This is a genomic window from Pseudonocardia bannensis (assembly GCF_012911875.1).
GTDB lineage: Bacteria > Actinomycetota > Actinomycetes > Mycobacteriales > Pseudonocardiaceae > Pseudonocardia > Pseudonocardia bannensis.
On the sequence record NZ_JAAXKZ010000037.1, the window covers coordinates 21,673 to 44,661 of the forward strand.

Below are 22,989 nucleotides of genomic sequence, written 5' to 3' on the forward strand. Positions count from 1 at the left end.
AGGACAGACCCCCGTCAGGGGTCCCGTACGCGGGGGTCCGGGGGTGTCGGGTCAGTGGCGTCGGCGGGTGTTGAGCCGGGCGGCCTGGCGGGTCAGGTGGTCGCGCTCGGCGAGGTTGGGGGCCTTGTGGGCCGCCTCGGTGTACAGCCGTGCCGCCGTCGCCAGGTCGCCGGCGCGCTCGTGGAGGTACGCCGTGACCGCCGCGTGGCGGGGCAGTGAGTCGTCCAGCGCCGCGAGCGCCGCCAGCCCGGCGCGCGGTCCGTCGGCCTCACCGACGGCCACCGCGCGGTTGAGCCGGACGACCGGGCTGTCGGTCAGGCGCGCGAGCTCGTCGTACCACTCGACGATCTGCACCCAGTCGGTCTGCTCGGCGGTGGGCGCGTCGGCGTGCAGTGCCGCGATGGCGGCCTGGGCCTGGAACTCGCCCAGCCGGTCACGGGCGAGGGCCGCCTGCAGGATCGCGACGCCCTCGGTGATCGACTCGGTGTCCCATCGGCCGCGGTCCTGCTCGGCCAGCGGCACCAGACTGCCGTCGGGCGCGGTCCGGGTGGCGCGGCGGGCGTGGTGGAGCAGCATGAGGGCGAGCAGCCCCGCCACCTCGGGGTGGTCGATCACGGCCGCGAGCTGCCGGGTGAGCCGGATGGCCTCGGCGGCGAGGTCGACGTCGCCGGAGTAGCCCTCGTTGAAGACCAGGTAGAGGACGCGCAGCACGGTGGCGACGTCGCCGGGCCGGTCCAACCGCACGCCGGCCACGGTGCGCTTGGCCCGGCTGATGCGCTGCGCCATGGTCGCCTCGGGCACCAGGTAGGCCCGGGCGATCTGGCGGGTGGTCAGCCCGCCGACGGCGCGCAGGGTGAGCGCGACCGCGGACGACGGCGTCAGCGACGGGTGGGCGCACAGGAAGTAGAGCAGGAGCGTGTCGTCCACCGCGGGCGCGGGCCCGGGCGCCGGTTCCGCGTCGAGGTGGTCCTCACGCCGGCGGCGGGCGGTGTCCGCCCGGGCCGCGTCGAGGAACCGGCGCCAGGCCACGGTGACCAGCCAGCCCTTCGCATCCCGCGGCGGGTCGGCCGGCCAGACGCGGACCGCCTCGACCAGCGCGTCCTGCACGGCGTCCTCGGCCGCGGCGAAGTCGGCCCCGCGGCGGACCAGGATCGCCAGCACGCGCGGTGTGAGGCTGCGGAGCAGGACCTCGTCGACCTGAGAGGTCACTGCGCGATGGTCGGCGGCGCGGCCAGGAACGGGCGCAGCTCGAGCCATTCGTGGATCGGCTTCCCGCCCGCCCCGGGGGCGGCCGACAGTTCCCCGGCCAGCTCCAGGGCGCGCTCGTAGCTGTCGACGTCGATCACCATCCAGCCGGCGATGAGGTCCTTGGTCTCGGCGAACGGGCCGTCGGTGACCGGCGGGCGCCCCTCGCCGTCGTAGCGGACGAACGTCCCCTCGGGGGCGAGCGCCTGAGCGTCGACGAACTCGCCGGTCCCCTCCAGCCGGGCCGCGAAGTCGTTCATGTACTGCACGTGCGCCGAGATCTCCTGCGGCGTCCACCGGTCCATGGGCACGTCGTTGACCGAAGCCGGAGCGCCGCGGTAGTGCTTGAGCAGCAAGTACTTGGCCATCGTGTTTCTCCTCGGTGCTGGTGCCACCCATTGTGGTCACCTCCACCACGGGGACGGAGCCAGTCACGAGCTCTCGACACCACCGCCGAAACCAAACAACCGAAAGCCGAGCTCGCGACCGCGGCCCGCGCGGGGTGGGCTGCTCAGCAGCACGAGCCTGTCCTCGCGCGCGACCGCTGAACACAGTCTGTGCGATCACCCGAGGACGGGAAGAGCGAACCGCACCCAGCGCGGTGCGCCGAAGGGGACCGCGGCACGCGACGCGGCGAGCCGAGGTACGTCGAACCTGCCCTGGAGGCCTGGGCCCGGGGATGCCCGAACCCGACTCGGTTACCGCACCCGCCCAGGGGTACCTGCAGCCGTCTGCTTCGGCGATGGGCTTGGAGGAGTGCCGGGATGGCTGCCGGGGAAACGGGTTTCAGCGACGTCGTCTATGACTTGGTCTCAGTGGAGTACCACGCCCTCAAGGGCGGGTACGTCTATGGGCAGTATGCCCGCGACGCCGAGGACGAGGGGCACGAGGAAATTGCGGAGTTCTTCCGCCAGGTGATGAGGGAGGACTCGGCGCGGGCCGAGAAGTGTCATCGCTTCCTTGTCCAGCTCTCCGGCACGAGGGCGGAATGAACCGCGTCAGCTCATCCCGTCTCGCGCCGGCGCCGCTCACTGCCACGGTGGGCGGGTCGTGGCCGCGGGGGAAAGGGATCCCGGGACGGTGTCGCGAACCAACGGCGCCCTCGAGGTGATCGCCCTCGGCCAGATCGCGCGGGATCTCGCCGTCCTGGTCGACGACCTGCCCGGGCCGCACGGGACGACGCCCGTGCGCGAGCGGCGAGAACTGCTGGGCGGAAAGGGGGCCAACCAGGCCATCGCGATGGCCCAGCTGGGGCTACGGCCCGGGCTGGTCGGCGTGACGGGGGATGATGCGGTCGCCGACCGGCTGCTCGAGCAGCTGGCGGGCGACGGTGTGGACCCGACATGGGTGGTCCGCCGGCCCGGTACGGCCACCGGCCTTGTCGTCGACGTGGTGGACCGGTGTGGAGGTTGGCACTACCTGGAGGACCTACCGCCCGAGGTGCTGCTCTGCGTCACCGACCTCGCGGACGCTGCGAGCGCGCTGGCCGAAGCGGAGACGGTCGTGATCCAGCTGCAGCAGCCGACCGAGGTTGCCCTGACGGCGGCCCGGATGGCGCGTAGAGGTGTGGCCAGGGTCGTGCTGGACGGCGCGCCGCAGGACGGCGCGCACCGCGCGCCGCTGCTGGCCGAGGCCGATGTACTGCGCGCGGATCACCACGAGGCCGAGCTGCTGATCGGCCGTCCCCTCGACGGCGTGGGAGACACCGTGCGCGCTGCGAAGGAGTTGCTGAAATGCGGCCCCGGCCTGGTGGTGCTCGATGCCGGCCAGGACGGCAACGTGCTGGCCTGGGACGGCGGCGAGGTCGTCGTGCCGCTGGCCGACGTCGTCGTGGTGGACACCACCGGCGCCGGTGACGCATTCGTCGCGGGCCTGGTCGCCGGGCTCGCGCGCGGCGCCGGGCCGGAGCGGGCCGGCCGGCTGGCCACCGCGGCCGCAGCGTTGACGGTCGGTCGGCTCGGCGGCCGCCCGCACCTGACCGTCCTCGGGCTGGTCGAGCAGATGGCCCGCCTGGACGGACGCGGCTGGGAAACGTGAACAGAAGTCTCAGGACCCGGCGATCACCGGCGCGGGGAGCTGCTAAGACCTGGTCTCAAAACTCGGCGTGTCGCTAGGTGGACCAACGGCCCGCCCCTGGCTCCGCACCGCCCGCCTGTGGGCCCGGCCTGACGGACCGCGAGGTCTGTCAGAGAGACTGGGGGCCAGTGCCCGCCCTCTCGACCTGGAGCCTTTGATGCCGCAGGGGACCGTCCGTTGGTTCGACGCCGAACGGGGTTTCGGCTTCCTCGCGCCCGAGGACGGCTCGCCGGACGTGTTCGTGCACGCCTCCGAGATCGTCGGGGACGGCGGCGCGAAAGTGCTCCGCGAGGGTCAGGCCGTCGTGTTCGAGGTCGGCGAGAACGACCGCGGGCCCCAGGCGCTGCGCGTTCGCGTCACCGCCGATGCGGCCACCGGCAGCGCCGTGGGCCTGCTCGGCACCGTCAACTGGTACGAGCCGGGCAAGGGGTACGGCTTCGTGTCGCCGGACGGCGGCGGCGCCGACATCTTCGTGCACAGCTCCGCCATCGTGACCGGCGGCGTGGTCACCGAGGGGCAGCGGGTGGCCTTCCTGATCGTCGAAGGCGAGCGCGGCCCGCAGGCCGGGCACGTGATCCCGCTGGGAGCGGGGGCCGGCCCACCCGCTGCGGCTGGCATCGCGGACGGTGCCGACGGCACGGTGGCCTGGTACGACGAGGACAAGGGCTTCGGCTTCATCAACCCCGACTCCGGCGCCGGGGACGTCTTCGTTCACGCCCGGGCCCTGGCCGAGGGGCTGACGTGGCTCGCGGAGGGCGACCGCGTCGCCTACGAGGTGGCTAGTGGAGACAAGGGCCCGCAGGCCCGCGACGTGCACCTGGTCCGGGGCGCCGAGCCCCAGACGGCGCCGCGGCGGTCGGCACCTGCCGCGGCCGCAGGGCCGGCGGCGCGGGGCGTGCCCGTACGAGGCGGCGAGGGCGTCGTCGCGCGCTACGACGGCGACCGCGGCTTCGGCTTCATCACCCCGGACGCAGGCGGCGACGATCTCTTCGCCCACGTGTCCGTGATCATGGGGTCGGAGCCGCTGCAGAAGGGTGACCGGGTCCGGTACGCGGTGCGTCAGAGCGACCGGGGCCCGCAGGCCGACCGCATCGAACGCCTCTGAAGAGGCGGCCCCACCGATGGCTGATCACTTCCCGACGAGAGTGCTCGTTCCTCCCCGTCGATGGTGCCGTCAGCAACGCGGCTGCAGCCTCCTCCAGGAGATCGATCTCCCTCGTGGTGACGGGGGTCCCGTGCCGACCCGAGGACCTGCTCCGCGCTCAGAAGCTCACCAGTCACCCCCACCCAACGACACAGAGCTACCGATGTATCCCAAACGAGTGAATGGATGCGTTAGACCTGATCGCAGAGCTCGATCTTTATGAGCCGGCGGACGTTGATCACGGTGCAGGCCAGCGTGAGTAGCGCCAGCGTGGTGTGCAGCTTGTCCGGTCGGCATCGTGGCCCGGCCCGCCCGGCCGTGGTGGCCGCGCACGGTCGGGTTCGTGTCCAGCAGCGGCTCAAACAGCATGCTGTCGTGGGTGTTTGCCGCCGATAACATGACGTGCAGCGGTAGCCCGTTCGCGTCGCACAGAACGTGGTACTTGGAGCCGGCTGTTACTGGGCATTCCCGGGCCGCGCGGGCTGGAGTACGTCGGCAAGGTCGGCACCGGTTTCACCCGGGAGATGCTCGGCGACCTGCTCGCCAAGCTGCGCCCGCTGACTGCGGAGTGCAGGAGAATCACCGCGGGCGCCACCCCACCACGAGCCTTTCTCCCTGCAGTGCATCGTCCGGGTCCGACCACGTCGGCTGCCCGACGCACACCACACGAGGGAGCAATGCGGGAAGATAGGCGGGCTGGTTTCGGGCGGGCCACTTGCCGATCTCCAAGACAGTTCCTCGTCGACCGATGAGCTCCGTGTGGCGGCTGTGGCTCAGTGTTGGTCGTAGTGGTCCTCGTGGGCGGCGTGCCGCTGCCCGTCATGCAGGTAGTCGACGTGGTCGCCGTGCGGCACCGAGGTGTGTTCGCAGCCGTGACCGTGCTGGTGTTCGTGGCTCTCCACAGGCGTGTGCGTGGAGACCTCGCACTCGCGCCACTGCCCCTCCTGCTGACGGTGCACGTGACCGTCATGGGCGTAGTCGACGTGATCACCGTGCTGGAACGAGACGTGTCCGCAGGCGTCGCCGTGCTCGTGGCCGTGATCGCTGTGGGTCTGCTGAGCGGTAGTCATCGGGTACTCCAGAGATGCGGGCGTCGTGTGCGCGGATCGGTGCCTCTGGGAGGACGCCGGCCATGACGTGCCAGGAAAGAACGCCACCGATGTCGTGGCGGCACCGGATTGGCCGGACGCCGGATGCGGCCGGTCCTTCGTGTCGGTCACCTGCGTCGGACGCCGGATCAAGTGCCGGCGCGGTTCCCCGGGAGTGTCCAGGCCGACCGCGACGATGACCACGTGGTCCTTCGGGCCATGGATCGGGTAGGCGAACGGCCCCGGGGTGGCGTAGTCCGCCTCGTGTTCCGCGGTTCTGCTGGTCGAGGACGCGTCGCCACTGGCTGTGGCCGACCTCCGGGCCCGGCTGGATCATTTCCCTTTCTGCCGGTGCGCCAGGCCGCACCGCCGTCGGCCCGGTCGCGGGTGCGCGCTCACTCATCCTCGCCTAGCGTGTGCCACCTTCGGTGGCGCTCGCCGTGACCTGCTGTGACTCCTGGTCGCTGGCCCGGAGCTCGATCCGCCGGGGCTTGGCCTTCTCCGAGACCGGGATGGTCAGGCACAGCTCGCCGCGCGCGTAGTCCGCGGTCATATTGTCCAGGTCCAGGCTGTCGCCGAGGAACACCTGCCGGGTGAAGATCCCGTAGGGGCGCTCGTCGACGATCACCTCGTCGCCCTCCTGGTGGGCGGGACGCCGTTGCGCGCGGATCGTGACGACGTTGCGCTCGACGGTGATGTCGACGTCCTCAGGATTGACCCCCGGCAGATCGAAGTAGGCGAGGACCTGATCACCCCGACGGAAGGCCGCCATCGGGATCGGCCGGGGTCCCTGCCTCTCCCCCATCATCTGCTGCGCCAACCGCTCGAAACCCGCAAGCGGATCGAACCTCATCAATGACATCGGTGTCCTCCTCCACGCACTGCTCGCTCACCGCCGGCTTGGTCGCTGTTGTGGTCTGCCTGCGCACCGGTTCCCAGTGACGCCCGCAGGTTGCCGGGATCCGTCGAGATCCCCGCCGGACCCGCCCACCGATATGTGTTGGCGTCCTGGCCGTTGCAGGCCCGCCAGCCACGCAGATGCGATTGTTCAGAAGGGTCCTTCTCCAAGCCTGGTCCCCGGGGCGTGAGACGGGACCGCACGACCCGACCTGTCAGGACCACCGACCCCGTGTGGCGGGCTCGCGCTCGTGGCCGGGATCAGCCACGTGGGCCCCGAGTGCATACCGAGCTGCCTCCCGCGGTGTTGGTCCTCGGCTCGCTCACCGTGATGGCGGTGGGCCCGCGCCCGCGGCGCTGCGGCAGCTCGACGGGCGAACCGATCCGAGCACCTGCACGTCGCCCCGTCGACCGGATACGCGGCACGTGGGTCATCCGCCGCGAATGCGGCCAGGACAAGCCGGTATTCACCCCGGCCGGCGGCTGGTCGAGCGCACTGCGCGCTCATCGATGAACCGTACCCGTGCCGGTCCGCGAAGGTTTCGCCTCGGCGTGGGCAGATCAAGGTGCCGGTGTGCGGATGCGTCGTTGTTGGCGGGTTGCGAGTCCTCCGCGCGCGATTCTTCGGGTGATGGTGTTGATCGCGGCCCAGCGGATCATCGCCTCGGTCGAGCTCGGCGCCCACCGTGTCGGCCTCACGACCCGCATCGTCCAGCGCGAGCGACCACCGCACCGACGCCAACCGTCGTTCCGTTAACCGCGCCGCGGTCCGTCGATGAGATCATCAGCCGTCTACCCTGGCTGGCGAGGAGGCGGCGTGCGAGCAAACGCGTCGGCGCTGGCAGCCGGGAGGCGTCATTCGGTCGGTCGCCGCCGGGACGGGACTGTTGTCGCCGTGGGGAACGATGCAGCTGGCGAGTGCCGCGTCGGGCAGTGGGAAGACGTCGTCGCCGTGGCAGCGGGCAATGTCCATACCGCGGCCAACACGGGACGGTCTCACACGGTCGGACTCCGCTCCGACGGTACCGTCCTGGCGACCGGGTGGAATGGCGACGGCCAATGCGATGTAGCCGCGTGGCGAGATGTCACAGCCGTGGCCGCTGGCTGGCGCCGCACGCTCGGACTCCTTGCCAACGGCACCGTGCTGACAGCCGGTCGAAACTCAGAAGGACAGTGCGACCTGCAGTCCTGGCGCGAGATAGTGGCCCTCACTTGTGGCGACTGGCATTCAGTGGGAGTCCGGGCGGACGGTTCAGCACTGGCCGCGGGCAACAACCGCCGGGGGCAGTGCGCCGTCGACGACTGGCGCGGCCTCAGCGCCGTCGCGGCCGGGTGTCTGCACACCGTCGCCCTCAGGGGCGACGGGCGGATCCTCGCGGCCGGAGACAACAGCTGTGGGCAGTGCGACGTCGGTGAGTGGGAAGACGCGGTGGTGCTGGCCGCGGGCAGCTACCACACTGTCGCAGTCACGGCGTCCGGACGGGTCCTCGCGGCCGGAGACAACAGCTGTGGGCAGTGCGCGGTCGGCGATTGGCAGGACGTCGTCGCGGTGGCGGCGGGTTCCACTCACACCCTCGGCCTGCGCGCCGATGGTACGGTCCTCAGCGCAGGAAACAATGCCGACTATCAGTGCGACGTCGGCTCCTGGTCGGGAATCGGGATTCCGAGCGTCAGAGCCTGAGCAGCGCGTTCCGTCGTGGTCGGTCGCTTCTGGGCCATTGTCCTCGCCCTCGCCGTCAATCGCGCACACGTCAATTGCGCGTCTGAGTAAGTGAGCCTTTCCCGGTAGCGCCTTGAAGGTCGTGAGCAGGGCGTTGCCGCGTTTCGCAAAGGGCGTGGGTGGCGGAGTGCAGCAGGTTGCGGGTGCGCTGGTCCTCGGCGAGGCCGCGGTGGTTCTTGTGCGGGCAGACCAGAACACCGGATTCGGGACTGTCAGCAAGATCGTGTGTCAGGCGGAAAGGGCTGCGGCGAAGTCGGGCGGGGCTGCCACGACGATCAGCTCGGCGGGGTCAGGGCCCGGGTTGTCGAGGCTGACGCGCTCGCCGATGCCGATGTGGGTCACGCTTCCAGGGCCCAGGTCGTGGTCGTTGCCGTCGTGATGCAGCTGGACCTGCCCCTGCAGTGGGACCAGCACGACGTGGGAGGGCCCATGGTCGTGTTCGGGCAGGCGACCGCCGGCGGGCAGAGTCACATGCAGAACACCGACGGGGGTCCCGTTGTCCGCGCCGAGAAGGGGCCGCACCGTCGGCCCATCGGGTATGGGGGCCCGGCGGGCGGGTGCGGTGGCAACGTCGACGATGTTCATGACGGCCTCTCAGTGGTCGGGACTCGGCGTGAGGTGGGCCAGGCACGCGGTGGTCTCGGCGAAGGGCTCCAGCGCGGTGACCATGACCGGCGCGCGGAGTTCGGTCAGCGCGCCCTGCATCAGACCCAGGTGCAGGGGGCAAACGAGGTCGCGATGCGGTTCAGCGAGTTCGAGGAACGGACAATGCCGCAGCCGGACCCGGTCGGGCGGGCCGTGTTTGTCGGCGACGGGTTCGGGTGCGAAGTCCAGGTCGTCGAGCATCGCCGTCAGCCGGTCGACCGCTTCGTCGCGGGTGATCTCGTGGAACGGCGCGGGCCGGGGGACCAGGTGCGCGCCCCACGTCCGACCGGCGGCGGTCGCGGCGGCGGCCGGGTCGTCGCTCGTGACGGACAGGTGACTGAGCAGGATCTCGGCGAGCACCCGGTAGCGGCGTGCGCCGCCGCGCGCCAGTCCGGGCCGCGCCCGGTAGCCGACTCGTGGGCGTCCCGGGCCCGAGGGCGTGTCTGGTACCCGCTCGACGATGCCGTCGCCGACCAGGGCCTCGAGGTGGAAGCGGGCCGTGTTGGGGTGGACACCGAGGTGGTCGGCGATCTCGGCCACACCCACCGGTTCCGCGGCTTGTTGGATCGCGTCGAGCACCCGCTCGCGACGCTCACTCATCGTCCTGGCCTTCCATCGGGTGCGGTGGCAGGCCGGCCACCAGCGGGCTGTCGGCTGGTATCGCCCCGAGTTTGGCCGCGCCGCCCGGGCTGCCCAGCGTGGCATCGAGACCGGGCAAGGTTTCGGTGAAGAAGCGGGCGTTGTCCTCGATGTGGACGGCCCACCTCTCCGGCACGTCGTCCTCGTAGTAGATCGCCTCGACCGGGCAGACCGGCTCGCAGGCGCCGCAGTCGACGCACTCGTCGGGGTGGATGTACAGCGAGCGACCACCCTCGTAGATGCAGTCGACCGGGCATTCCTCCACACAGGCCCGGTCCTTGACATCCACACAGGGCAACGCGATCACGTAGGTCACAGGCTCCTCCTCGCGGTGCGGCCCAGCGTAACCAGTTAACACGATAAGTACTTGTGAAAATAGAGGGAATCTGCTGGACTCCGTGTGGCACCAGTGGGTGCCGCGATAGGCGGGAGGACATGTCGTGACGTCGCAGATCTACATCCAGGGCACCGCCACCGACCCCACCCAACAGGCGCAGCACATGCTGCGGGACCGCGGCGACGAGCTGCTCGCCGAGCTCGCGGCGAAGGTCGCGCTGGCCACCGAGCTGCAGCTCCGGTTGGTCGACCGGGAGGAGGCGCGGGAGACGCTGATCGATTTCTGCACCCACCGGGTGGTCCGCCACCTCCTGGCGACCGACCGGGTGCTCTACTCGGTCGCGGCCGGAGCGGCAGAGACCCGGCTGCTGGTGCGCGCGCTGCGGGCCCAGCACGACCTCGTCGCGGCCCGGATCGCCGACCTGAAGCGGGCGGACAGCTCCGCCGAAATCGCAGCCTCGGCGCACGCACTCGTCGGGTTGCTCGAGGTCTGCCACCACGTCGAGCAGGAGGTGCTGCTCCCCGCGTTGGCGGTATTGCCGGGGGTGGATCTTTCAGCGCTGGTCGACGACGTCGAGACCCTGCTCGCCGGCGGCGCACTGGACACCCCCGAGGTGCTCGACGTTCGTGAGATCCCACACGGCCGCCGGCACCCGCGCATCTTCGGCATCTACGCGCGGCTGGCGCCCGGGGAATCCTTCGTCCTGGTCAACAACCACGACCCGAAGCCGCTGCGACGCGAGTTCCAGGCCACCTATCCCGACCAGTTCGGGTGGGACTATCTCGAGGCGGGCCCGGACCGGTGGCAGGTTCGGATCGGCCGGCTCCCGGTGGAGGCGTGAGGCCGCGATGACGGTTGGCCAGTCCGAGGAGAGCCACGACGCCCCCCGCGTGCTGTACGACATGCAGCCACTCATCGCCGACAATCGGGCGGCGTCCGCGGGTGTGGTGTGGCGGCTGGCCGGGTCCGGCCGGCAGCTCGACGCCAACGTGCTGAACCTACCCGCCGGGCAGCGCATCGACACCCACACCGAACCGGACCTCGACGTACTGGTAGTGGTGCTCGCCGGCAGCGGAACGCTGACCACCACCGACGGCCTGCTGCCGCTCACCCCGGGCATGCTGGTGTGGCTTCCCCACGGCTCCACCCGAAGCCTGGACGCCGGCGCGCAAGGCCTGTCCTACCTGACGACACACCGACGGCGGCCGGGCATGCAGATCCGCCCCCACCGCCCGCAAGCCCACCGTCCACCCGCGCCAAGCGCGGGAAGCGCGCCGTGAGCGTGGGAGTCGCCGCGCTGGCCCAGGTCGCGATCCCGTTCATCTGGCTGGGCGCGGTGCTGGGCATCTCGTTCCTGGAAGCGCCACTGAAGTTCCGCGCTCCCGGCATCACCGTCGCGCTCGGCCTCGGCATCGGCCGGCTGGTCTTTCGAGCCCTCAACGTGGCGGAGCTCGTCCTCGCCGCGGCGCTCACTGCGGCTGTGCTCACCGGCGCTCGTGACATCGGAGCCGATCTCGCGACACTGGTGCTGATCATGCTGTGGGTGCTGCTGGCCGTCCAGGTCGCAGCGCTCCGTCCCCGACTGAACGCCCGGACCCGCCTCATCCTGGCCGGTGCCACCCCGCCGCGGTCGCACCTGCATCTGGCCTACATCACCCTGGAGGCGGTCAAGGTTGTGCTTCTGCCCCTGCTCGGGGTCCTCCTCGCCCTGCGGGTCGCGGCATGACCGGCGCGGACCGACGACGAGACATCGCCGACCGCGACGACATCACGGCCCTGGTGACCGCGTTCTACCGGCGGGCATTCGCCGACGACGTCCTCGGCCCGATCTTCGTCGACGTCGCCCGGATGGATCTTCCCGTGCACCTGCCGGTGATGTGCGACTTCTGGGAAACCGTGCTCCTGCACGCCGGTCGCTACCGCCGCAACGCGCTGCGCCCCCACCTCGCCCTCAATGCCAAGGTCGAGCTCACCGAGGTCCATTTCGCGCGATGGCTCGACCTGTGGACGGCCACCGTGGATGAGCGGCACCGCGGCGACGTCACGGAACTCGCCAAGGTCCAGGCCGCCCGGATCGCCGGCTCGATCGCCCGCCGGCTGCGGGGGAACAGGCTCGCGAGCCCCTCACCATCCAGGGTCGGCCAGCAGATCAAAGGTAGCCATGACCGGCATCCCGCGCCCGGAGCTGATCACCTCGCGCCCGGATCCGGGACGTCGCTCATCCCAGGGGTCGGTGGCTGAGGTCATCCCCTGCTGGTGGTCACGACCTCTTCTTCTCCGGCACGCGGCCGACCTCGGGTGTCGGCTCTCGCTCCTCCGGCGGGCGGGCGAGCCGGGCGGCGAGGACGCCGCCGATGAAGAGGTCGTAGACCACGATCCCGACTACCCCGCCGATCAGAGGACCGACGATCGGGATCCACCAGTAGTTGTCGAACCACGGCCCGGCGCCGGGGAACGCCAGGTCTCCCCATCCCGCGATCCAGGTGAAGAAGCGGGGCCCGAGGTCGCGGGCCGGGTTGATGGCGTATCCGGCGTTCGTGCCGATGCTGAGCCCGATGGCCGTCACGACCAGGCCGATAAGGAACGGGGCCAGGTTCGAGAGGGGGGCCTGGTTGCGGTTGTCGATCAGCGCCGCGACGAGGCCGACGAGGGCCGCCGTGCCGACGATCTGGTCGAGCAGCGGACCCCACCAGCCACCGTTGAAGTACTCCGCGGGGAAGGTGGCGAAGATCGCGTACGTGGGCACGGACTGGTCGCGGGATGCGATGTTGTTCGCGGCGTTGAAGGCATCGATCGCGGGTGCGTAGAGGGCGTAGACCAGCGCCGCAGCGACGAACGCCCCGAGCAGCTGGGCGACCCAGTAGGGCCCCACCTTGGGCCAGGGGAAACCGCGCCGGGCCGCGAAGGCCAAGGTGACGGCCGGGTTGAGGTGCGCGCCGCTCACCCCGCCCGCGACGTAGACACCGAAGACGACCGCCAGCCCCCAACCGAACGCGATGATCAACCAGTTGCCGGCGTCGAAGGGCGTTTCCTGGCGGCCGGATCCGGGCAGCCCTGCCACCGCCACGGCGACCGAACCGCAACCGAACAGGATGAGGACGAACGTGCCGAGGAACTCGGACAGCAGCTCGCCCCCGAGTCCGGCGCGAAACTGGCCTCCGCCACGCATTGCTGTCATTGCCACGCCTCCTCGCGTAGCCGGCACGCGACACGTTGCAGGGTCCCCCCAGGTGCGCGCTTCAGCAACCCCGATCCCCAACCTGGAGTAGGGGCCAGGCTCCATCGGAGTCACGCCGGTGGTGCTGGGCGGTCAGCGCTGTCACCGCTACCCGACTCGCTCGCGCCCGGTCTCATCTGTCACCGCGGAGTGCCGCAGCCATGAGGAGGATCAGCGGCGGGTACACCCCGAGCACGCACAATCCGCCAGCCAGCAGAGCGGAGTCGTCGAGGATCAGACCAGCGCCCAGCAGGATCATCGACAGCACGAAGAACGACCACGCGAATCGAGCGAGCACCCGCGCTCGCGTGGCGGGAGCCGGGGGCTCACGCAGCAGGCGGGCCAGCTCCGGGTCCTCGACCAGGAGAGCCTGTTCGATGGCGCGGAACACGCGCCGTTCCTTCGGCGTGAGCGACATCGCCGGTCACCAATCCGCCTCGCCCGAGCCGCGAGGGGGCGCGCCACCGGAGGCGGCCGACATCGCCACCTCTACCCACAGATCAGATTTGTCGGTAGCAGCTATCAGCCCAGTGGGCGGTTCAAGGCGAACCCCATCACCTGGTTCCGCCCAGCCTACTCTCCGCATCCCGGGCACGCTGCGCTTCGCGCGCGTCCATATCCCGGGCACGCTGCGCTTCGCGCGCGTCCATATCCCGGGCACGCTGCGCTTCGCGCGCGTCCATGAGTTCTCGCGCAGGAGCCGCTGCGGGGGGTCTCTACGGGGTTGTCGAGCGGCTGCGGCCGCCGGAAACGGCGTGGGGATGCTCGGTCGGAGGTCGGGCGTGCGGTCGCGGAGCATGGCGTAGATGACGTCGACGATGACGTCGACGATGACGTCGACGCGGCGCGGGCCAGGCAGATGAGCGCGGCGTTGTGCCGCTTGCCCTGGTCGCGTTTGCGGTCGTAGTAGGCGCGGCTGGTCGGGTCGGCGAGACTGGCGAAAGCCGACAAGCACAGCGCCGCTTCCCGGACGGGTCCAGGGCGCAGCGTGATGGGTGGACCTGACCACGTCCAGGCCGCAGAACACCGCCAAGCCGTGATCGGGAATCTTGTCGGGTTCCGACAAGGACGTCTCCTCGCGGTCCTGGCGCTGCGGTGAGGGTGGCAAGCAGATCCGGCAACGCCAGCGGGGTGGGCCGGGTCCTCGAGGGTGATGATCGAGGACGGGAGGACCACGGTGGCGGCCTCGCGGTGCTACGTGGGGGAACCCAGGACGTCCAGCACGATGGTGGCGCGCCGGGCCGGTTTCGGCAGCGGGAAGTAGTAGCTGTCGTCGGGGTTCCAGCTGATGATCTCGCCGAGCCAGGCGGCCACGGCCAGCGGCCACGTCGGGTTCTGCGCCGCACCGATGATCACGGCCTGGGCGGCGTGGGGTGACAGGCCCGCGCGGGCGAGGGTGCTCAGCAGCGCTGCCGTCATCGCGATCGCGGTGGTCTGCCGGTCGGTGATGACCGGGGCGGCGCCCCGCAGTGCAAGCTGTGCCTCTTTGGTTCGCGCCGGCTCGGTGCGCATGAGGTGGATCGCGGCGAAGTCTCGCGCCAGGGCCACCAGCTCGGCGATCAGCCCGGCAGAGCTGTCGACGGCCACGAGAACGGCGGCGGCATCGATGCCGGCGCTGTCGCGCAGCGACGCGGCCGCGAGCAGGCCAGATGGGGCCATGTTCGTCTCCGCGACGGCCCCGGCGACCCGCTGCCGTCGCCGACGACCGCCAGCGGCCGCCGCAGCGCCGCGGTCGAGCTCACCCCTCGACCAGGGTCAGCGGCGGCAGCTGCGATCGATCCACCCACGTATCCACATCGACACCGCAGCTGCCAGCCGCGTCCATCAGGTCCTCCAGGCGCACCCGATGCAGGTATGCCTCGTAGGGAAGCCCCGCGGCTCGGGCCGTCGTCAGCTTCTGCAGGACCGACTTGACCTGACTGTGCAGCTCCGCGATCAAGTTGCCTCCCTCGACGCTCACCAGCACGACATCTAGAATATATCGCGACTTGCAAAATATTGCAAGTTCGAAAGTGCGTCTTTTACGCCTAGGCTTCCGTGAGGACGTTGCCACGGGCTCCGACCGACGGTTCGCTCCGCCGCCGCGTGGCGGTGCCGGTGACTGCGGCTCAGAGCTGGGACGGTGGACAGGATTCGAAGGAGGAGGGGTTCGTATGTATGTCCGAATCAATACGATCTACGGTGAGAAGGGCAGGACCGACGCCGCGATCGACTACATCGAAGGGTCGGATCGGGCCGTCGTCGAGGCCGCGGCCGGCAACAGCGGTCTGGCCACCTTCGTCGACCGGGACGCCGGGCTGATCGTGGCCGCGTCGTACTGGGATGAGCCCCTGCACTCCTCCGAGGCCGCGCTGACCAAGGTCCGGGAGGGCGCCGCCGCCGTTGCCGGTGGTGATCTCGCCACCGAGACCTACGAGGTCGCGGCCGCGGTGCAGCCGGCGGCGACACATCCTGGGGCCCCGGTGCGCGTCGCGCGCGTACAGATCGAGCTGGCCAGGATCGCCGACGCGATCGGGTTCGTCAACGACGAGGTGCTGCCCGGGCTCACCTCGCACAGCGGCCTGTGCAGCGCGCAGCTGCTGATCGACCGCTCCTCGGGGGCCGGCCTCGTCGTCACCGCCTGGAGAGATGACGCTGCCGCCGAGGCCGCCCGGGCCGTCCTCGACCAGCTTCGAGATCGGGCCGCCGATCAGGCCGGGGCCAAGTTCCTCCGCGTCGAGACCTACACGATGATCCGCACCTCGGCGCGGCTCGGCGCGGTACAGCTCGGCTGACTCGAGCCGGCCCGGCCCGAGCGTCCCTCGCAACGGGAACCACCTCACGCCGTGGCGGGCCCTGCGTTCGCGGGTGTTCGCGGGTCACGGGCCGCCGGTGGCGGGGTGGGTGGCTCGGGTCGGAAGCTGTTGCGTTCGTCGAGGCGCCCGTCGATCCAGCGCCGCAACCGCGTCGCCGCCTCGGTCTCGTGACGGGAGCGGGCGTCGCGGAGTTGCCGGCCCAGACAGCCGAGCGTGTCGTCGATTTCGGCGACGGGCTCACCGGTGACGAGCATGTCCAGCCGGTCGTCGATGAGCAGGGCGCGCTCGCCCGCCGGCCCGGTGCTGTCGGCGCCCGATGGAGGCGATGGCGTGACCATGTGATGGCTCCGAGGTGGCGGAGGGGCGTGCCAGAGGCGAGGGGCAGCCCGGGAGGGGATCCGACCGGCGACCGCACCACGCCGGCGACCGGCCGGATTCCCTCCCTCGAGGGGACTCAGCCCAGCCGCAGCCGGAGGTCCTCGAGCTCGTCGCGCAGCGCGCTGGGCACCTTGTCGCCGATCTTGGCGAACCACTCCTCGATCAACGGCAGCTCGGCCTTCCATTCCCGGGGCTCGACGGCCAGCGCGGCCTGCAGGTCCCCGGCGGGAAGCTCCAGGCCCTCAAGGTCGAGCGCGTCGGGGGTCGGCACGTATCCGATCGGGGTGTCCACGGCGGCGGCGGTGCCCTCGATCCGGTCGATCGCCCACTTCAGGACCCGGGAGTTCTCGCCGAACCCCGGCCACAGGAACCGGCCGTCCTCGCCGCGACGGAACCAGTTCACGTAGAAGATCTTGGGCAGCTGCGCGGTATCGGCGCGCTTGCCGGTGTCGATCCAGTGCTGCAGGTAGTCCCCGGCGTGGTAGCCGAGGAAGGGCAGCATGGCCATCGGGTCGCGGCGGACCACACCGACCTTGCCGGTGGCGGCGGCGGTGGTCTCCGAGGACAGGGTGGCGCCGAGGAAGGTGCCGTGCTGCCAGCTGCGGGACTCGGTGACCAGCGGGACGGTGCTGGCGCGCCGGCCCCCGAAGAAGATCGCCGAGATCGGCACACCTTCGGGGTTGTCCCACTCCGGGGCGGTGATCGGGCACTGGGAGATCGGGGTGCAGTAGCGGGAGTTGGGGTGGGAGGTCAGATCATCGCTGGCGAGGGTCCAGTCCTGCTGGCGCCAGGTGGTCAGGTGCTCGGGCGGGGCCTCGGAGTAGCCCTCCCACCACACGTCCCCATCGTCGGTGAGCGCCACGTTGGTGAAGATCGAGTTGCCCTGGTGGAGGGTGCGCATGGCGTTCGGGTTGGTCTTCCACCCGGTGCCTGGGGCGACCCCGAAGAAGCCGAACTCCGGGTTCACCGCATACAGCCGGCCGTCGTCGCCGAACCGCATCCAGGCGATGTCGTCGCCCAGGGTCTCGACCTTCCAGCCCGGGATGGTGGGCTGCAGCATCGCCAGGTTGGTCTTGCCGCAGGAGCTGGGGAACGCCCCGGTGATGTAGTGGACCTTCCCGGCCGGGGAGGTGAGCTTGAGGATCAGCATGTGCTCGGCGAGCCAGCCCTCGTCGCGGGCCATCACCGAGGCGATGCGCAGCGAGTAGCACTTCTTGCCCAGCAGCGCGTTGCCGCCGTAGCCCGAGCCGTAGCTCCAGATCTCGCGGGTCTCGGGGAAGTGGCTGATGTACTTGGTGTCGTTGCACGGCCACGTCACGTCGTCCTGCCCGGGCTGCAGCGGGGCCCCGACCGAATGCAGGGCCGGCACGAACGCGCCGTCGTCACCGAGGCGGGCCAGCGCGCCCGCCCCCGCGCGGGTCATGATGTGCATCGACGCCACGACGTACTCGGAGTCGGTGATCTCTACGCCCAGCTTCGGGTTCTCCGCGGTCAGGGGCCCCATGCAGAACGGGATGACATACATGGTCCGGCCCCGCATGCAGCCCCGATAGAGCTCGGTCATGGTCGACTTCATGACCTGCGGGTCCATCCAGTTGTTGGTCGGGCCCGCGTCCTCGGGATCCTGCGAGCAGATGAAGGTGCGGTCCTCGACCCGAGCCACATCCGCGGGGTCAGACGCGCACCAGAACGAGTTGGGCTTCTTCTCCAGGCGCACGAAGGTGCCCGCCGCGACGAGCTGGTCGGTCAGGCGGGCCCATTCCTCGGGTGAGCCATCGCACCACACCACCCGGTCGGGAGTGGTCAGCTGGGCCGTCTCGCGCACCCACGCCAGCAGCCGCTGGTGGGTGGTGGGGGCGCTGTCGAGACCCGGGATGGTGGGGGTCGATGCGGTCATGTGTCCTCTCCTTGCGGAATTGCTCTGCGCTACCGGTGGAGTGCTGTGAACCTGGGCCCCGGTCTCGGTGCCCGTCCCCGGCCCGCCGGCCACCTGCGGTGTCATCGCTGCTCCGGGCGGTCGCGTTGTCGCCGGGACGGAAACAACCGCCACGAGCGCCCGAACGGCGGGGGAACCGGGTTGAACACCTGCGATGCCGCGGCGGCGACCTCGTAGGTGAGATCGGGGCTGCGCAGGCTCGGCAGCAACCGGTGCGGCGGAGCGGCGGCCATCAGCCCCCGCGCGCAGGCGGCGTAGGCCTCGATGTCCACGAGCGGCCCCGGGGAGCCGGCGATGGCCCGGAACAGCCCCGGCAGGGCGAGCAGGTGGTCGGTGTCGCCGTCGAGACCGATCACCGAGCCGCAGGGACGGTCCAGAGCCACCCGTGCCAGCTCCGGGTCCGGGCCCAGCAGGTTGATCACCGCGTCGGCGTCGCGGGCGACCCTGGCCAGCGCAGCGCACCTGGCGTCCTGGGGGTTCCACAGGGTGATGTCGAAGATCCCGGCGCTCAGCAGCATCGGGCACATCAGTGGAAGCGACGCCGCCCCGGCGATCATGACCCGGCTCGTGGGCAACGGCCGGTGCAAGCGCGTCAGATACGTCAGCAGGGCGGCGGTCAACGTGATGGCCCTGGCGTCGTCATCGATCACCAGCGGCCGCCCGCCGAGCTCGGTGAGCAGCTGCTGCGTCTCGCGCGCCCGGGCCAGGTCGGTGCGGGTCAGAAAGATCGCCCCGATGTCGAGCGGAAGACGGTGCAGCGTCGTGGCCAGATGCGCGGCGTCGCGGCTGACCATCGACAGCGGGACGGCGCGAACACCGGACAGGTCCGCGATCACCGCAGCGTCCTCGTGCAACCCCGGCCCGGTCGCGGCGCGGGGCTCGCGCGGGGCGGCGGCGTCGTTGACCACCGCAATCGTCCACGAGGCCGCCGGCAGCGGGGGCATCGCGCCAGGGATGAACGGCCCGACCGGCAGATCCCAGGCCTCGCCGGCGCTCACGCCGCCCATTTCATGCTCGGGCGCTGCGTTGCTCGGTCCGCCCTCGTCTGCGCCGGTCGGCCAGGGACAAGCCCCCCGCCAGCCCGCAGACGCGCCGAGCTGACCGGGGCCGCCGGAGGTTCGGCGGGGCCAGCCTCGCCGGCGCTCATGAGGCCCGCTGCAGCTGCAACTCGGCCGGCCGTTCGTCCTGGCCGGCCGCGCGATGGTTCAGCACACCTCGGGCGGCCCGGGTCGCGCACCGATCCCGGCTCGCCGACCAGGAACTCCAGGCCACGGACCCGCACCGGATGACCGAGGGCACGAAACGGCTCCGAGGTCGCAAGCAGCTCCGAGGTCGCCTCCGCCAACGGCATCGAGGAGGACCGAGGAGAGGACGGGGACGGGGAGGACACCGGGGTCACGCACCCTCACCCGTCGAGATCGGCACCGAGGCCAGCACCGACGGCTCCACCCAGCCGGTGGTGTCGATGTCGTAGGCCCGGGCGCGGTCGAGCAGGTCCAGCAGTCGCGCTGCGTGCTGGTGCTCCTCGAGCGATTGCTCATCGCGCTGAGCGAGTTGCAGGGCGTGTTGGGCGCGGTCGATCGATTCGCGCAGGACCGTCTCGAACACGTCCACCGCCACCACGTCCCCTCAGTGTCCCCTCAGCGTCCCCGGCGCCCCGGCAACTCGCTCGGAGGCGTTCATGTTCTTTGCACTTAAGGAATATTGCAAGTGTTTGACCGCAGAAGTTGGCACACGTCACCCCTGCGGTCACCGGCCGGCAGACCCGGCGCTGTGCCTGCTCGTCCTGCTCGTCCTGTCGGCCCGTTGCAAGTACGTGCCGCGGCCCTACAGGTCGTTGCCGGCGTAGGAGAGGTTGAAGCTCTTGTTGACCAGCGGAAAGTCCGGGACGATCGTGTCGGCCAACGCGACCGGCAGGGCCGGCCAGTTGAAGAAGCTCGGGTCGACGATCTTCACCCGGCTCAGCAGACCGTCGGGGGCGAGCTCCACCCGGTGCACGATGGTGCCCCGCCAGCCCTCCACGACGCCCACCCCCGAGCGGTGGGCGGCGGGCGTGCCGCACGCGGCCGGCGCCTCGGTCGCGCCCAGCCGCCCGTCCAGGCGCTCCACCAGCGCGGTGATGATCTCGACGGAGGCGGTGATCTCCTCGGCGCGTACGACGAACCGGGCGAGTACGTCACCGGCGGTGTGGGCGTGGGTGCGGGCGGCCTGCGAGACCAGCACCGGATGGTCGTGGCGCGCGTCGGTGATCAGTCCGCTGGCGCGGGCGACGTAGCCCAGGACGCCCAGGTCGAGGGCCTGCTGGCGGGTCAGCACGGCGGTGCCGGTGAACCGGTCGCGCACCACGCTGTGGCCTAGGGCCAGCGCCACCACCTCGGCCACGTCCGCGGCGATCGCGCGCAGCCGCGCGAGATCGGGTAGCTGGTGGATGGTGGCGCCGCCGGGATGGATCGCCCCGCGCAGCAGCCGATGGCCCGTGACGTGGTCGTTGAGGCGCAGCAACTGTTCGCGGATGCGCTGGGCGTGGGCGTTGAGGATGCCGTGGCCGACGTCGTTGCACAGCGCCCCGAGGTCGGTGACGTGGTTGTAGAGCCGTTCGAGCTCCAGCAGGACCGCCCGGACCCGCTGGGCGTCCTCGCCGACGATCAGCCCCTGGGCGTCTTCGACGGCCTGGCAGAAGGCCAGGGCGTGCCCGACGGAGGTGTCGCCGCTGACCCGTTCGGCCAGCTCCAGGCCGCCGGCGGCGGGCCGGCCCTGGAACAGCTTTTCGATTCCGCGGTGAACGAACCACAGTCGGGCCTTGAGGTTGAGGATGGTCTCGCCGACCACGGAGAACCGGAAATGTCCGGGCTCGATCATCCCGGCGTGCACCGGGCCGACCGGGATCTCATAGACCCCGGGGCCTTCGACGCTGCGGAACGGGTAGGGCCCGTCCGTGTCGCCGAAGGCCGGCGGGTCCCCGGCGTCGTCGAGCATCGGGTACCAACCCTTGGGCCAGTGGAAATGCCGCACCAGGCGGCGGGACAACGGGTGGCCGTCGGGGACGATGCCGAACAGGTCGCGCATCTCGCGTTCGAACCGGCCGGCCGGGAACGAGATCCCGGCCAGGCTGGGCACCCGGGGCCGCACGGGGTCGAGCGGGACGTGCAGTTCGACGCGGCGGTCCGGGGCGGCCGCGGTGAACAGATACACCGCCCGCAGCGCCTCGCCGTCGTCGTGCCCGGCGATCGAAGCGACCCGGAAACCGGCGCCCAGCAGCGCGTCGGCGTGGGCGGGCAGCTCGTCGGGGGCGACGGTCACCGCGGTGCGGCAGTGGCCGACCGGTTCCCCCACGCGGTGCGGCTCAAGGAGCGTCATGGTGTTCCCGTCAGGACGTCGGCGGCCAGGTGCAGCAGGGTGGACAGCGGTCCCGCACTGATGCCGACGGCCGCGCACACGCCCAGCGCGCCCACCAGCGTGACCGCCGCGGTGCCCGGCAGCGGGCGCGGTGCAGCGGCGGCGCCGGGGCCGTCCGGAGACCGCCCCAGCAGCATCCGGCCGGTGTGGCCAACCAGCGCGGCGGCGATGACGAGGACGAGCGCGAATGCGGCGGCGGTGATCCAGCCCAGCCCGGTGGCGAACCCCGCCCGGGCGATCCCGAACTCGCTGGCGAACACGCTGAACGGGGGAAACCCGATCAGCGCCAGCATCCCGGCGGCGAAACACCCGGCGGCCATCGGGGCGCGGGCGGCCAACCCACGGACCTCGCTGATCCGACTGGTGCCGGTGGTCTGCAGGATGTGCCCGGCGCCCAGGAACAGGGTGCTCTTGGCCAGGCCGTGGCCCAGCATGTGCAGCAGTACCGCGGCCATCGCCAGCGGGCCGCCTGCGGCGGCGCCCAGGGCGAGCAGCCCCATGTGCTCGATGCTGGAGTAGGCCAGCATCCGCTTGTAGTCGCGCTGCGCCAGCAGCACGGTCGCGGCCACCAGCAGGGAGGCGAGCGCGACCACGGCCAGCAGGGCGCGGCTGAACCCGCCGCCCAGCGCCGCGTCGGCGATCACCTTGACCCGCAGGATCGCGTAGAACGCGACCGAGAGCAGCACCCCCGACATCAGCGCCGACACCGGGGCGGGGGCCTGGCTGTGCGCGTCGGGCAACCACGCGTGCAGCGGTGCCAACCCGGCCTTGGTGCCGAACCCGAGTATCAGCAGCACCACCGCGATCTGGGTGACGCCGGGATCCAGGCGGGCGGCGCCGGCGGCCAGCGCGACCCAGTCCAGGCCGGCCCCGGCGCCGGCGTGCAGGGCGGCGTAGTTCAGCAGCAACGTCCCCAGCAGCGCCAGCGCGATCCCGGTCGAGCAGATCACCACGTACTTCCACGCCGCCTCCACCGCCGCGCGGGTGCGGCGCTGCCCGACCAGGAACGCGGTGACGATCGTGGTGGCCTCCACCGCGACCCATAACAGACCCAGGTTGGCGGCCAGCACCGCCAGCGCCATCGTCGCCAGGAACACCTGGACCTGCACGCTGTGCCGGGTCGCGGTGCGCACACTGACCCTGCCGGCGCGGATCTCGCCGTGCAGGTGCGCCGGGGTGGCCACACAGGCCACCAGCGCGACCGCGGCGACAACCAACAGCATGAACGCGCTCAGCGCGTCCGCGCGCAGCAGCCCGCCCACCGCGGTGCGGGCCCCGGCGGCGGTCACCTCGACCGCGAGCGCCACCACCGCGGCCAGCACGGCGGCCGCGCTCGCCGCGCTGAGCCATGCCGTCGACCGGCGCCAGCCCGCCGCCAGGTAGGCCACCGCGGTCAGCGCCGGCAGCAGCACCGGGGCCAGGAGCAAGACGGTGGCCAGCAATCCGGTCGACATCAGGGTGGGGGGCATCGGGGTG

General features: G+C 71.1%; 27 protein-coding genes, 2 pseudogenes and 1 riboswitch. Of the genes and pseudogenes, 10 read left to right on the forward strand and 19 right to left on the reverse strand.

Going from position 1 to position 22,989, the window contains the following annotated elements; translation table 11 throughout:
• Nucleotides 1-51: 51 nt before the first annotated feature.
• Together HF519_RS12440 and HF519_RS12445 are read right to left on the reverse strand one after the other, a co-directional pair.
• The gene (locus HF519_RS12440; protein ID WP_312860068.1) at nucleotides 52-1,209 is read right to left on the reverse strand and encodes an RNA polymerase sigma factor; all 1,158 of its coding nucleotides are present in this window, start codon (nucleotides 1,207-1,209) and stop codon (nucleotides 52-54) included.
• On the reverse strand, nucleotides 1,206-1,613 hold the full coding sequence (locus HF519_RS12445) for a YciI family protein (RefSeq protein WP_169413070.1): 408 nt from the start codon (nucleotides 1,611-1,613) through the stop codon (nucleotides 1,206-1,208). The genes HF519_RS12440 and HF519_RS12445 overlap by 4 nt, the downstream gene beginning before the upstream one ends.
• A gap of 396 nt (nucleotides 1,614-2,009) precedes the next feature.
• On the opposite strand from HF519_RS12445, the gene HF519_RS12450 reads away from it, so the two are divergent.
• From HF519_RS12450 to HF519_RS33280, 3 genes are all read left to right on the forward strand, one after another.
• On the forward strand, nucleotides 2,010-2,237 hold the full coding sequence (locus tag HF519_RS12450; protein ID WP_169413071.1) for an acyl carrier protein: 228 nt from the start codon (nucleotides 2,010-2,012) through the stop codon (nucleotides 2,235-2,237).
• An 88-nt stretch (nucleotides 2,238-2,325) separates the two neighbouring features.
• Nucleotides 2,326-3,282: a PfkB family carbohydrate kinase gene (locus HF519_RS12455; protein WP_169413072.1), complete on the forward strand. Its 957-nt coding sequence runs from the start codon at nucleotides 2,326-2,328 to the stop codon at nucleotides 3,280-3,282.
• Nucleotides 3,283-3,478: 196 nt separating this feature from the next.
• A complete protein-coding gene (locus HF519_RS33280) occupies nucleotides 3,479-4,426 on the forward strand; it encodes a cold-shock protein (protein WP_169413073.1) in 948 nt (315 codons plus the stop codon).
• Nucleotides 4,427-4,740: 314 nt separating this feature from the next.
• On the opposite strand, the pseudogene HF519_RS33540 reads toward HF519_RS33280, so the two are convergent.
• Nucleotides 4,741-4,918: pseudogene (locus HF519_RS33540) on the reverse strand (transposase); the annotation flags it as partial.
• Between the two features lie 29 nt (nucleotides 4,919-4,947).
• Between HF519_RS33540 and HF519_RS12470 the strand changes: the two are divergent.
• Complete coding sequence (locus HF519_RS12470; RefSeq protein WP_246243346.1) at nucleotides 4,948-5,217, forward strand: hypothetical protein; 270 nt, start codon at nucleotides 4,948-4,950, stop codon at nucleotides 5,215-5,217.
• 21 nt (nucleotides 5,218-5,238) lie between these two features.
• Here HF519_RS12470 and HF519_RS12475 read toward each other — a convergent pair whose 3' ends face one another.
• Both HF519_RS12475 and HF519_RS12480 read right to left on the reverse strand, forming a co-directional pair.
• Nucleotides 5,239-5,535, reverse strand: a complete 297-nt coding sequence (locus tag HF519_RS12475; RefSeq protein ID WP_169413074.1) for a hypothetical protein — start codon at nucleotides 5,533-5,535, stop codon at nucleotides 5,239-5,241.
• A gap of 427 nt (nucleotides 5,536-5,962) precedes the next feature.
• The gene (locus tag HF519_RS12480) at nucleotides 5,963-6,415 is read right to left on the reverse strand and encodes an Hsp20/alpha crystallin family protein (RefSeq protein ID WP_169413075.1); all 453 of its coding nucleotides are present in this window, start codon (nucleotides 6,413-6,415) and stop codon (nucleotides 5,963-5,965) included.
• A 930-nt stretch (nucleotides 6,416-7,345) separates the two neighbouring features.
• Between HF519_RS12480 and HF519_RS12485 the strand changes: the two genes are divergently transcribed.
• The gene (locus HF519_RS12485) at nucleotides 7,346-8,131 is read left to right on the forward strand and encodes an RCC1 domain-containing protein (protein WP_312860069.1); all 786 of its coding nucleotides are present in this window, start codon (nucleotides 7,346-7,348) and stop codon (nucleotides 8,129-8,131) included.
• Between the two features lie 267 nt (nucleotides 8,132-8,398).
• Here HF519_RS12485 and HF519_RS12490 read toward each other — a convergent pair whose 3' ends face one another.
• From HF519_RS12490 to fdxA, 3 genes are read right to left on the reverse strand one after another with little or no spacing between them, the layout of a single operon-like run.
• Nucleotides 8,399-8,755 (reverse strand): cupin domain-containing protein, encoded by a 357-nt coding sequence (locus tag HF519_RS12490; protein ID WP_169413077.1) that lies wholly within the window; start codon nucleotides 8,753-8,755, stop codon nucleotides 8,399-8,401.
• Between the two features lie 9 nt (nucleotides 8,756-8,764).
• Nucleotides 8,765-9,415 carry a helix-turn-helix transcriptional regulator gene (locus HF519_RS12495; protein WP_169413078.1) on the reverse strand — a complete coding sequence of 217 codons (651 nt, stop codon included), beginning with the start codon at nucleotides 9,413-9,415 and terminating at the stop codon, nucleotides 8,765-8,767.
• Nucleotides 9,408-9,770, reverse strand: coding sequence for a ferredoxin (fdxA, locus tag HF519_RS12500; protein ID WP_169413079.1), 363 nt, complete (start codon nucleotides 9,768-9,770; stop codon nucleotides 9,408-9,410). Before fdxA ends, HF519_RS12495 begins: the two co-directional genes overlap by 8 nt.
• Before the next feature lie 124 nt (nucleotides 9,771-9,894).
• Here fdxA and HF519_RS12505 point away from each other — a divergent pair, with 124 nt between their 5' ends.
• The 4 genes from HF519_RS12505 to HF519_RS12520 are packed head-to-tail and all read left to right on the forward strand — an operon-like array spanning nucleotide 9,895 to nucleotide 12,032.
• Complete coding sequence (locus HF519_RS12505) at nucleotides 9,895-10,632, forward strand: DUF2249 domain-containing protein (RefSeq protein ID WP_312860070.1); 738 nt, start codon at nucleotides 9,895-9,897, stop codon at nucleotides 10,630-10,632.
• A 7-nt stretch (nucleotides 10,633-10,639) separates the two neighbouring features.
• Nucleotides 10,640-11,071, forward strand: coding sequence for a cupin domain-containing protein (locus tag HF519_RS12510; RefSeq protein ID WP_169413080.1), 432 nt, complete (start codon nucleotides 10,640-10,642; stop codon nucleotides 11,069-11,071).
• Complete coding sequence (locus HF519_RS12515) at nucleotides 11,068-11,517, forward strand: hypothetical protein (protein WP_312860071.1); 450 nt, start codon at nucleotides 11,068-11,070, stop codon at nucleotides 11,515-11,517. Before HF519_RS12510 ends, HF519_RS12515 begins: the two co-directional genes overlap by 4 nt.
• Nucleotides 11,514-12,032, forward strand: coding sequence for a group III truncated hemoglobin (locus tag HF519_RS12520; protein WP_211169926.1), 519 nt, complete (start codon nucleotides 11,514-11,516; stop codon nucleotides 12,030-12,032). The genes HF519_RS12515 and HF519_RS12520 overlap by 4 nt, the downstream gene beginning before the upstream one ends.
• A 19-nt stretch (nucleotides 12,033-12,051) precedes the next feature.
• Here HF519_RS12520 and HF519_RS12525 read toward each other — a convergent pair whose 3' ends face one another.
• The 5 genes and pseudogenes from HF519_RS12525 to HF519_RS12540 all read right to left on the reverse strand — a co-directional run bounded on the left by HF519_RS12525 (nucleotide 12,052) and on the right by HF519_RS12540 (nucleotide 14,974).
• A complete protein-coding gene (locus HF519_RS12525; RefSeq protein WP_169413081.1) occupies nucleotides 12,052-12,969 on the reverse strand; it encodes an MIP/aquaporin family protein in 918 nt (305 codons plus the stop codon).
• A 172-nt stretch (nucleotides 12,970-13,141) separates the two neighbouring features.
• Nucleotides 13,142-13,426 carry a DUF3040 domain-containing protein gene (locus HF519_RS12530; RefSeq protein ID WP_246243327.1) on the reverse strand — a complete coding sequence of 95 codons (285 nt, stop codon included), beginning with the start codon at nucleotides 13,424-13,426 and terminating at the stop codon, nucleotides 13,142-13,144.
• Nucleotides 13,427-13,514: 88 nt separating this feature from the next.
• Nucleotides 13,515-13,576: riboswitch (Fluoride riboswitch) on the reverse strand.
• A 266-nt stretch (nucleotides 13,577-13,842) separates the two neighbouring features.
• A pseudogene (locus HF519_RS33545) lies at nucleotides 13,843-13,968 on the reverse strand (IS110 family transposase); the annotation flags it as partial.
• Nucleotides 13,969-14,202: 234 nt separating this feature from the next.
• The gene (locus HF519_RS12535) at nucleotides 14,203-14,667 is read right to left on the reverse strand and encodes a hypothetical protein (protein WP_169413085.1); all 465 of its coding nucleotides are present in this window, start codon (nucleotides 14,665-14,667) and stop codon (nucleotides 14,203-14,205) included.
• A gap of 79 nt (nucleotides 14,668-14,746) precedes the next feature.
• The gene (locus HF519_RS12540; RefSeq protein WP_169413086.1) at nucleotides 14,747-14,974 is read right to left on the reverse strand and encodes a hypothetical protein; all 228 of its coding nucleotides are present in this window, start codon (nucleotides 14,972-14,974) and stop codon (nucleotides 14,747-14,749) included.
• Nucleotides 14,975-15,161: 187 nt separating this feature from the next.
• Between HF519_RS12540 and HF519_RS12545 the strand changes: the two genes are divergently transcribed.
• Nucleotides 15,162-15,782: a hypothetical protein gene (locus HF519_RS12545; RefSeq protein ID WP_169413087.1), complete on the forward strand. Its 621-nt coding sequence runs from the start codon at nucleotides 15,162-15,164 to the stop codon at nucleotides 15,780-15,782.
• Between the two features lie 44 nt (nucleotides 15,783-15,826).
• Here the strand turns inward: HF519_RS12545 and HF519_RS12550 are convergent, their stop codons facing one another.
• The 6 genes from HF519_RS12550 to HF519_RS12575 form a co-directional block, all read right to left on the reverse strand.
• Nucleotides 15,827-16,141: a hypothetical protein gene (locus HF519_RS12550; protein WP_169413088.1), complete on the reverse strand. Its 315-nt coding sequence runs from the start codon at nucleotides 16,139-16,141 to the stop codon at nucleotides 15,827-15,829.
• A gap of 116 nt (nucleotides 16,142-16,257) precedes the next feature.
• Entirely contained in the window at nucleotides 16,258-18,078 is a 1,821-nt protein-coding gene (locus tag HF519_RS12555; protein ID WP_169413089.1) for a phosphoenolpyruvate carboxykinase (GTP), read from the reverse strand.
• 101 nt (nucleotides 18,079-18,179) lie between these two features.
• Nucleotides 18,180-19,115 carry a hypothetical protein gene (locus HF519_RS12560; RefSeq protein WP_169413090.1) on the reverse strand — a complete coding sequence of 312 codons (936 nt, stop codon included), beginning with the start codon at nucleotides 19,113-19,115 and terminating at the stop codon, nucleotides 18,180-18,182.
• Between the two features lie 397 nt (nucleotides 19,116-19,512).
• Complete coding sequence (locus HF519_RS12565; protein WP_169413091.1) at nucleotides 19,513-19,740, reverse strand: hypothetical protein; 228 nt, start codon at nucleotides 19,738-19,740, stop codon at nucleotides 19,513-19,515.
• A gap of 204 nt (nucleotides 19,741-19,944) precedes the next feature.
• The gene (locus HF519_RS12570; protein ID WP_169413092.1) at nucleotides 19,945-21,474 is read right to left on the reverse strand and encodes a hydrogenase large subunit; all 1,530 of its coding nucleotides are present in this window, start codon (nucleotides 21,472-21,474) and stop codon (nucleotides 19,945-19,947) included.
• The coding region (locus HF519_RS12575) for a proton-conducting transporter transmembrane domain-containing protein (protein ID WP_312860072.1) at nucleotides 21,471-22,989 on the reverse strand (1,519 nt) is incomplete at its 5' end. The genes HF519_RS12570 and HF519_RS12575, both read right to left, overlap by 4 nt.

Coding starts and splice junctions, on each gene's coding strand:
- HF519_RS12445 (WP_169413070.1), bottom strand. CDS start 1,613: ATGGCCAAGTACTTGCTGCTCAAGCACTACCGCGGCGCTCCGGCTTCG.
- HF519_RS12450 (WP_169413071.1), top strand. CDS start 2,010: ATGGCTGCCGGGGAAACGGGTTTCAGCGACGTCGTCTATGACTTGGTC.
- HF519_RS33280 (WP_169413073.1), top strand. CDS start 3,479: ATGCCGCAGGGGACCGTCCGTTGGTTCGACGCCGAACGGGGTTTCGGC.
- HF519_RS12475 (WP_169413074.1), bottom strand. CDS start 5,535: ATGACTACCGCTCAGCAGACCCACAGCGATCACGGCCACGAGCACGGC.
- HF519_RS12480 (WP_169413075.1), bottom strand. CDS start 6,415: ATGTCATTGATGAGGTTCGATCCGCTTGCGGGTTTCGAGCGGTTGGCG.
- HF519_RS12490 (WP_169413077.1), bottom strand. CDS start 8,755: ATGAACATCGTCGACGTTGCCACCGCACCCGCCCGCCGGGCCCCCATA.
- HF519_RS12495 (WP_169413078.1), bottom strand. CDS start 9,415: ATGAGTGAGCGTCGCGAGCGGGTGCTCGACGCGATCCAACAAGCCGCG.
- HF519_RS12510 (WP_169413080.1), top strand. CDS start 10,640: ATGACGGTTGGCCAGTCCGAGGAGAGCCACGACGCCCCCCGCGTGCTG.
- HF519_RS12520 (WP_211169926.1), top strand. CDS start 11,514: ATGACCGGCGCGGACCGACGACGAGACATCGCCGACCGCGACGACATC.
- HF519_RS12525 (WP_169413081.1), bottom strand. CDS start 12,969: ATGACAGCAATGCGTGGCGGAGGCCAGTTTCGCGCCGGACTCGGGGGC.
- HF519_RS12530 (WP_246243327.1), bottom strand. CDS start 13,426: ATGTCGCTCACGCCGAAGGAACGGCGCGTGTTCCGCGCCATCGAACAG.
- HF519_RS12535 (WP_169413085.1), bottom strand. CDS start 14,667: ATGGCCCCATCTGGCCTGCTCGCGGCCGCGTCGCTGCGCGACAGCGCC.
- HF519_RS12545 (WP_169413087.1), top strand. CDS start 15,162: ATGTATGTCCGAATCAATACGATCTACGGTGAGAAGGGCAGGACCGAC.
- HF519_RS12550 (WP_169413088.1), bottom strand. CDS start 16,141: ATGGTCACGCCATCGCCTCCATCGGGCGCCGACAGCACCGGGCCGGCG.
- HF519_RS12555 (WP_169413089.1), bottom strand. CDS start 18,078: ATGACCGCATCGACCCCCACCATCCCGGGTCTCGACAGCGCCCCCACC.
- HF519_RS12570 (WP_169413092.1), bottom strand. CDS start 21,474: ATGACGCTCCTTGAGCCGCACCGCGTGGGGGAACCGGTCGGCCACTGC.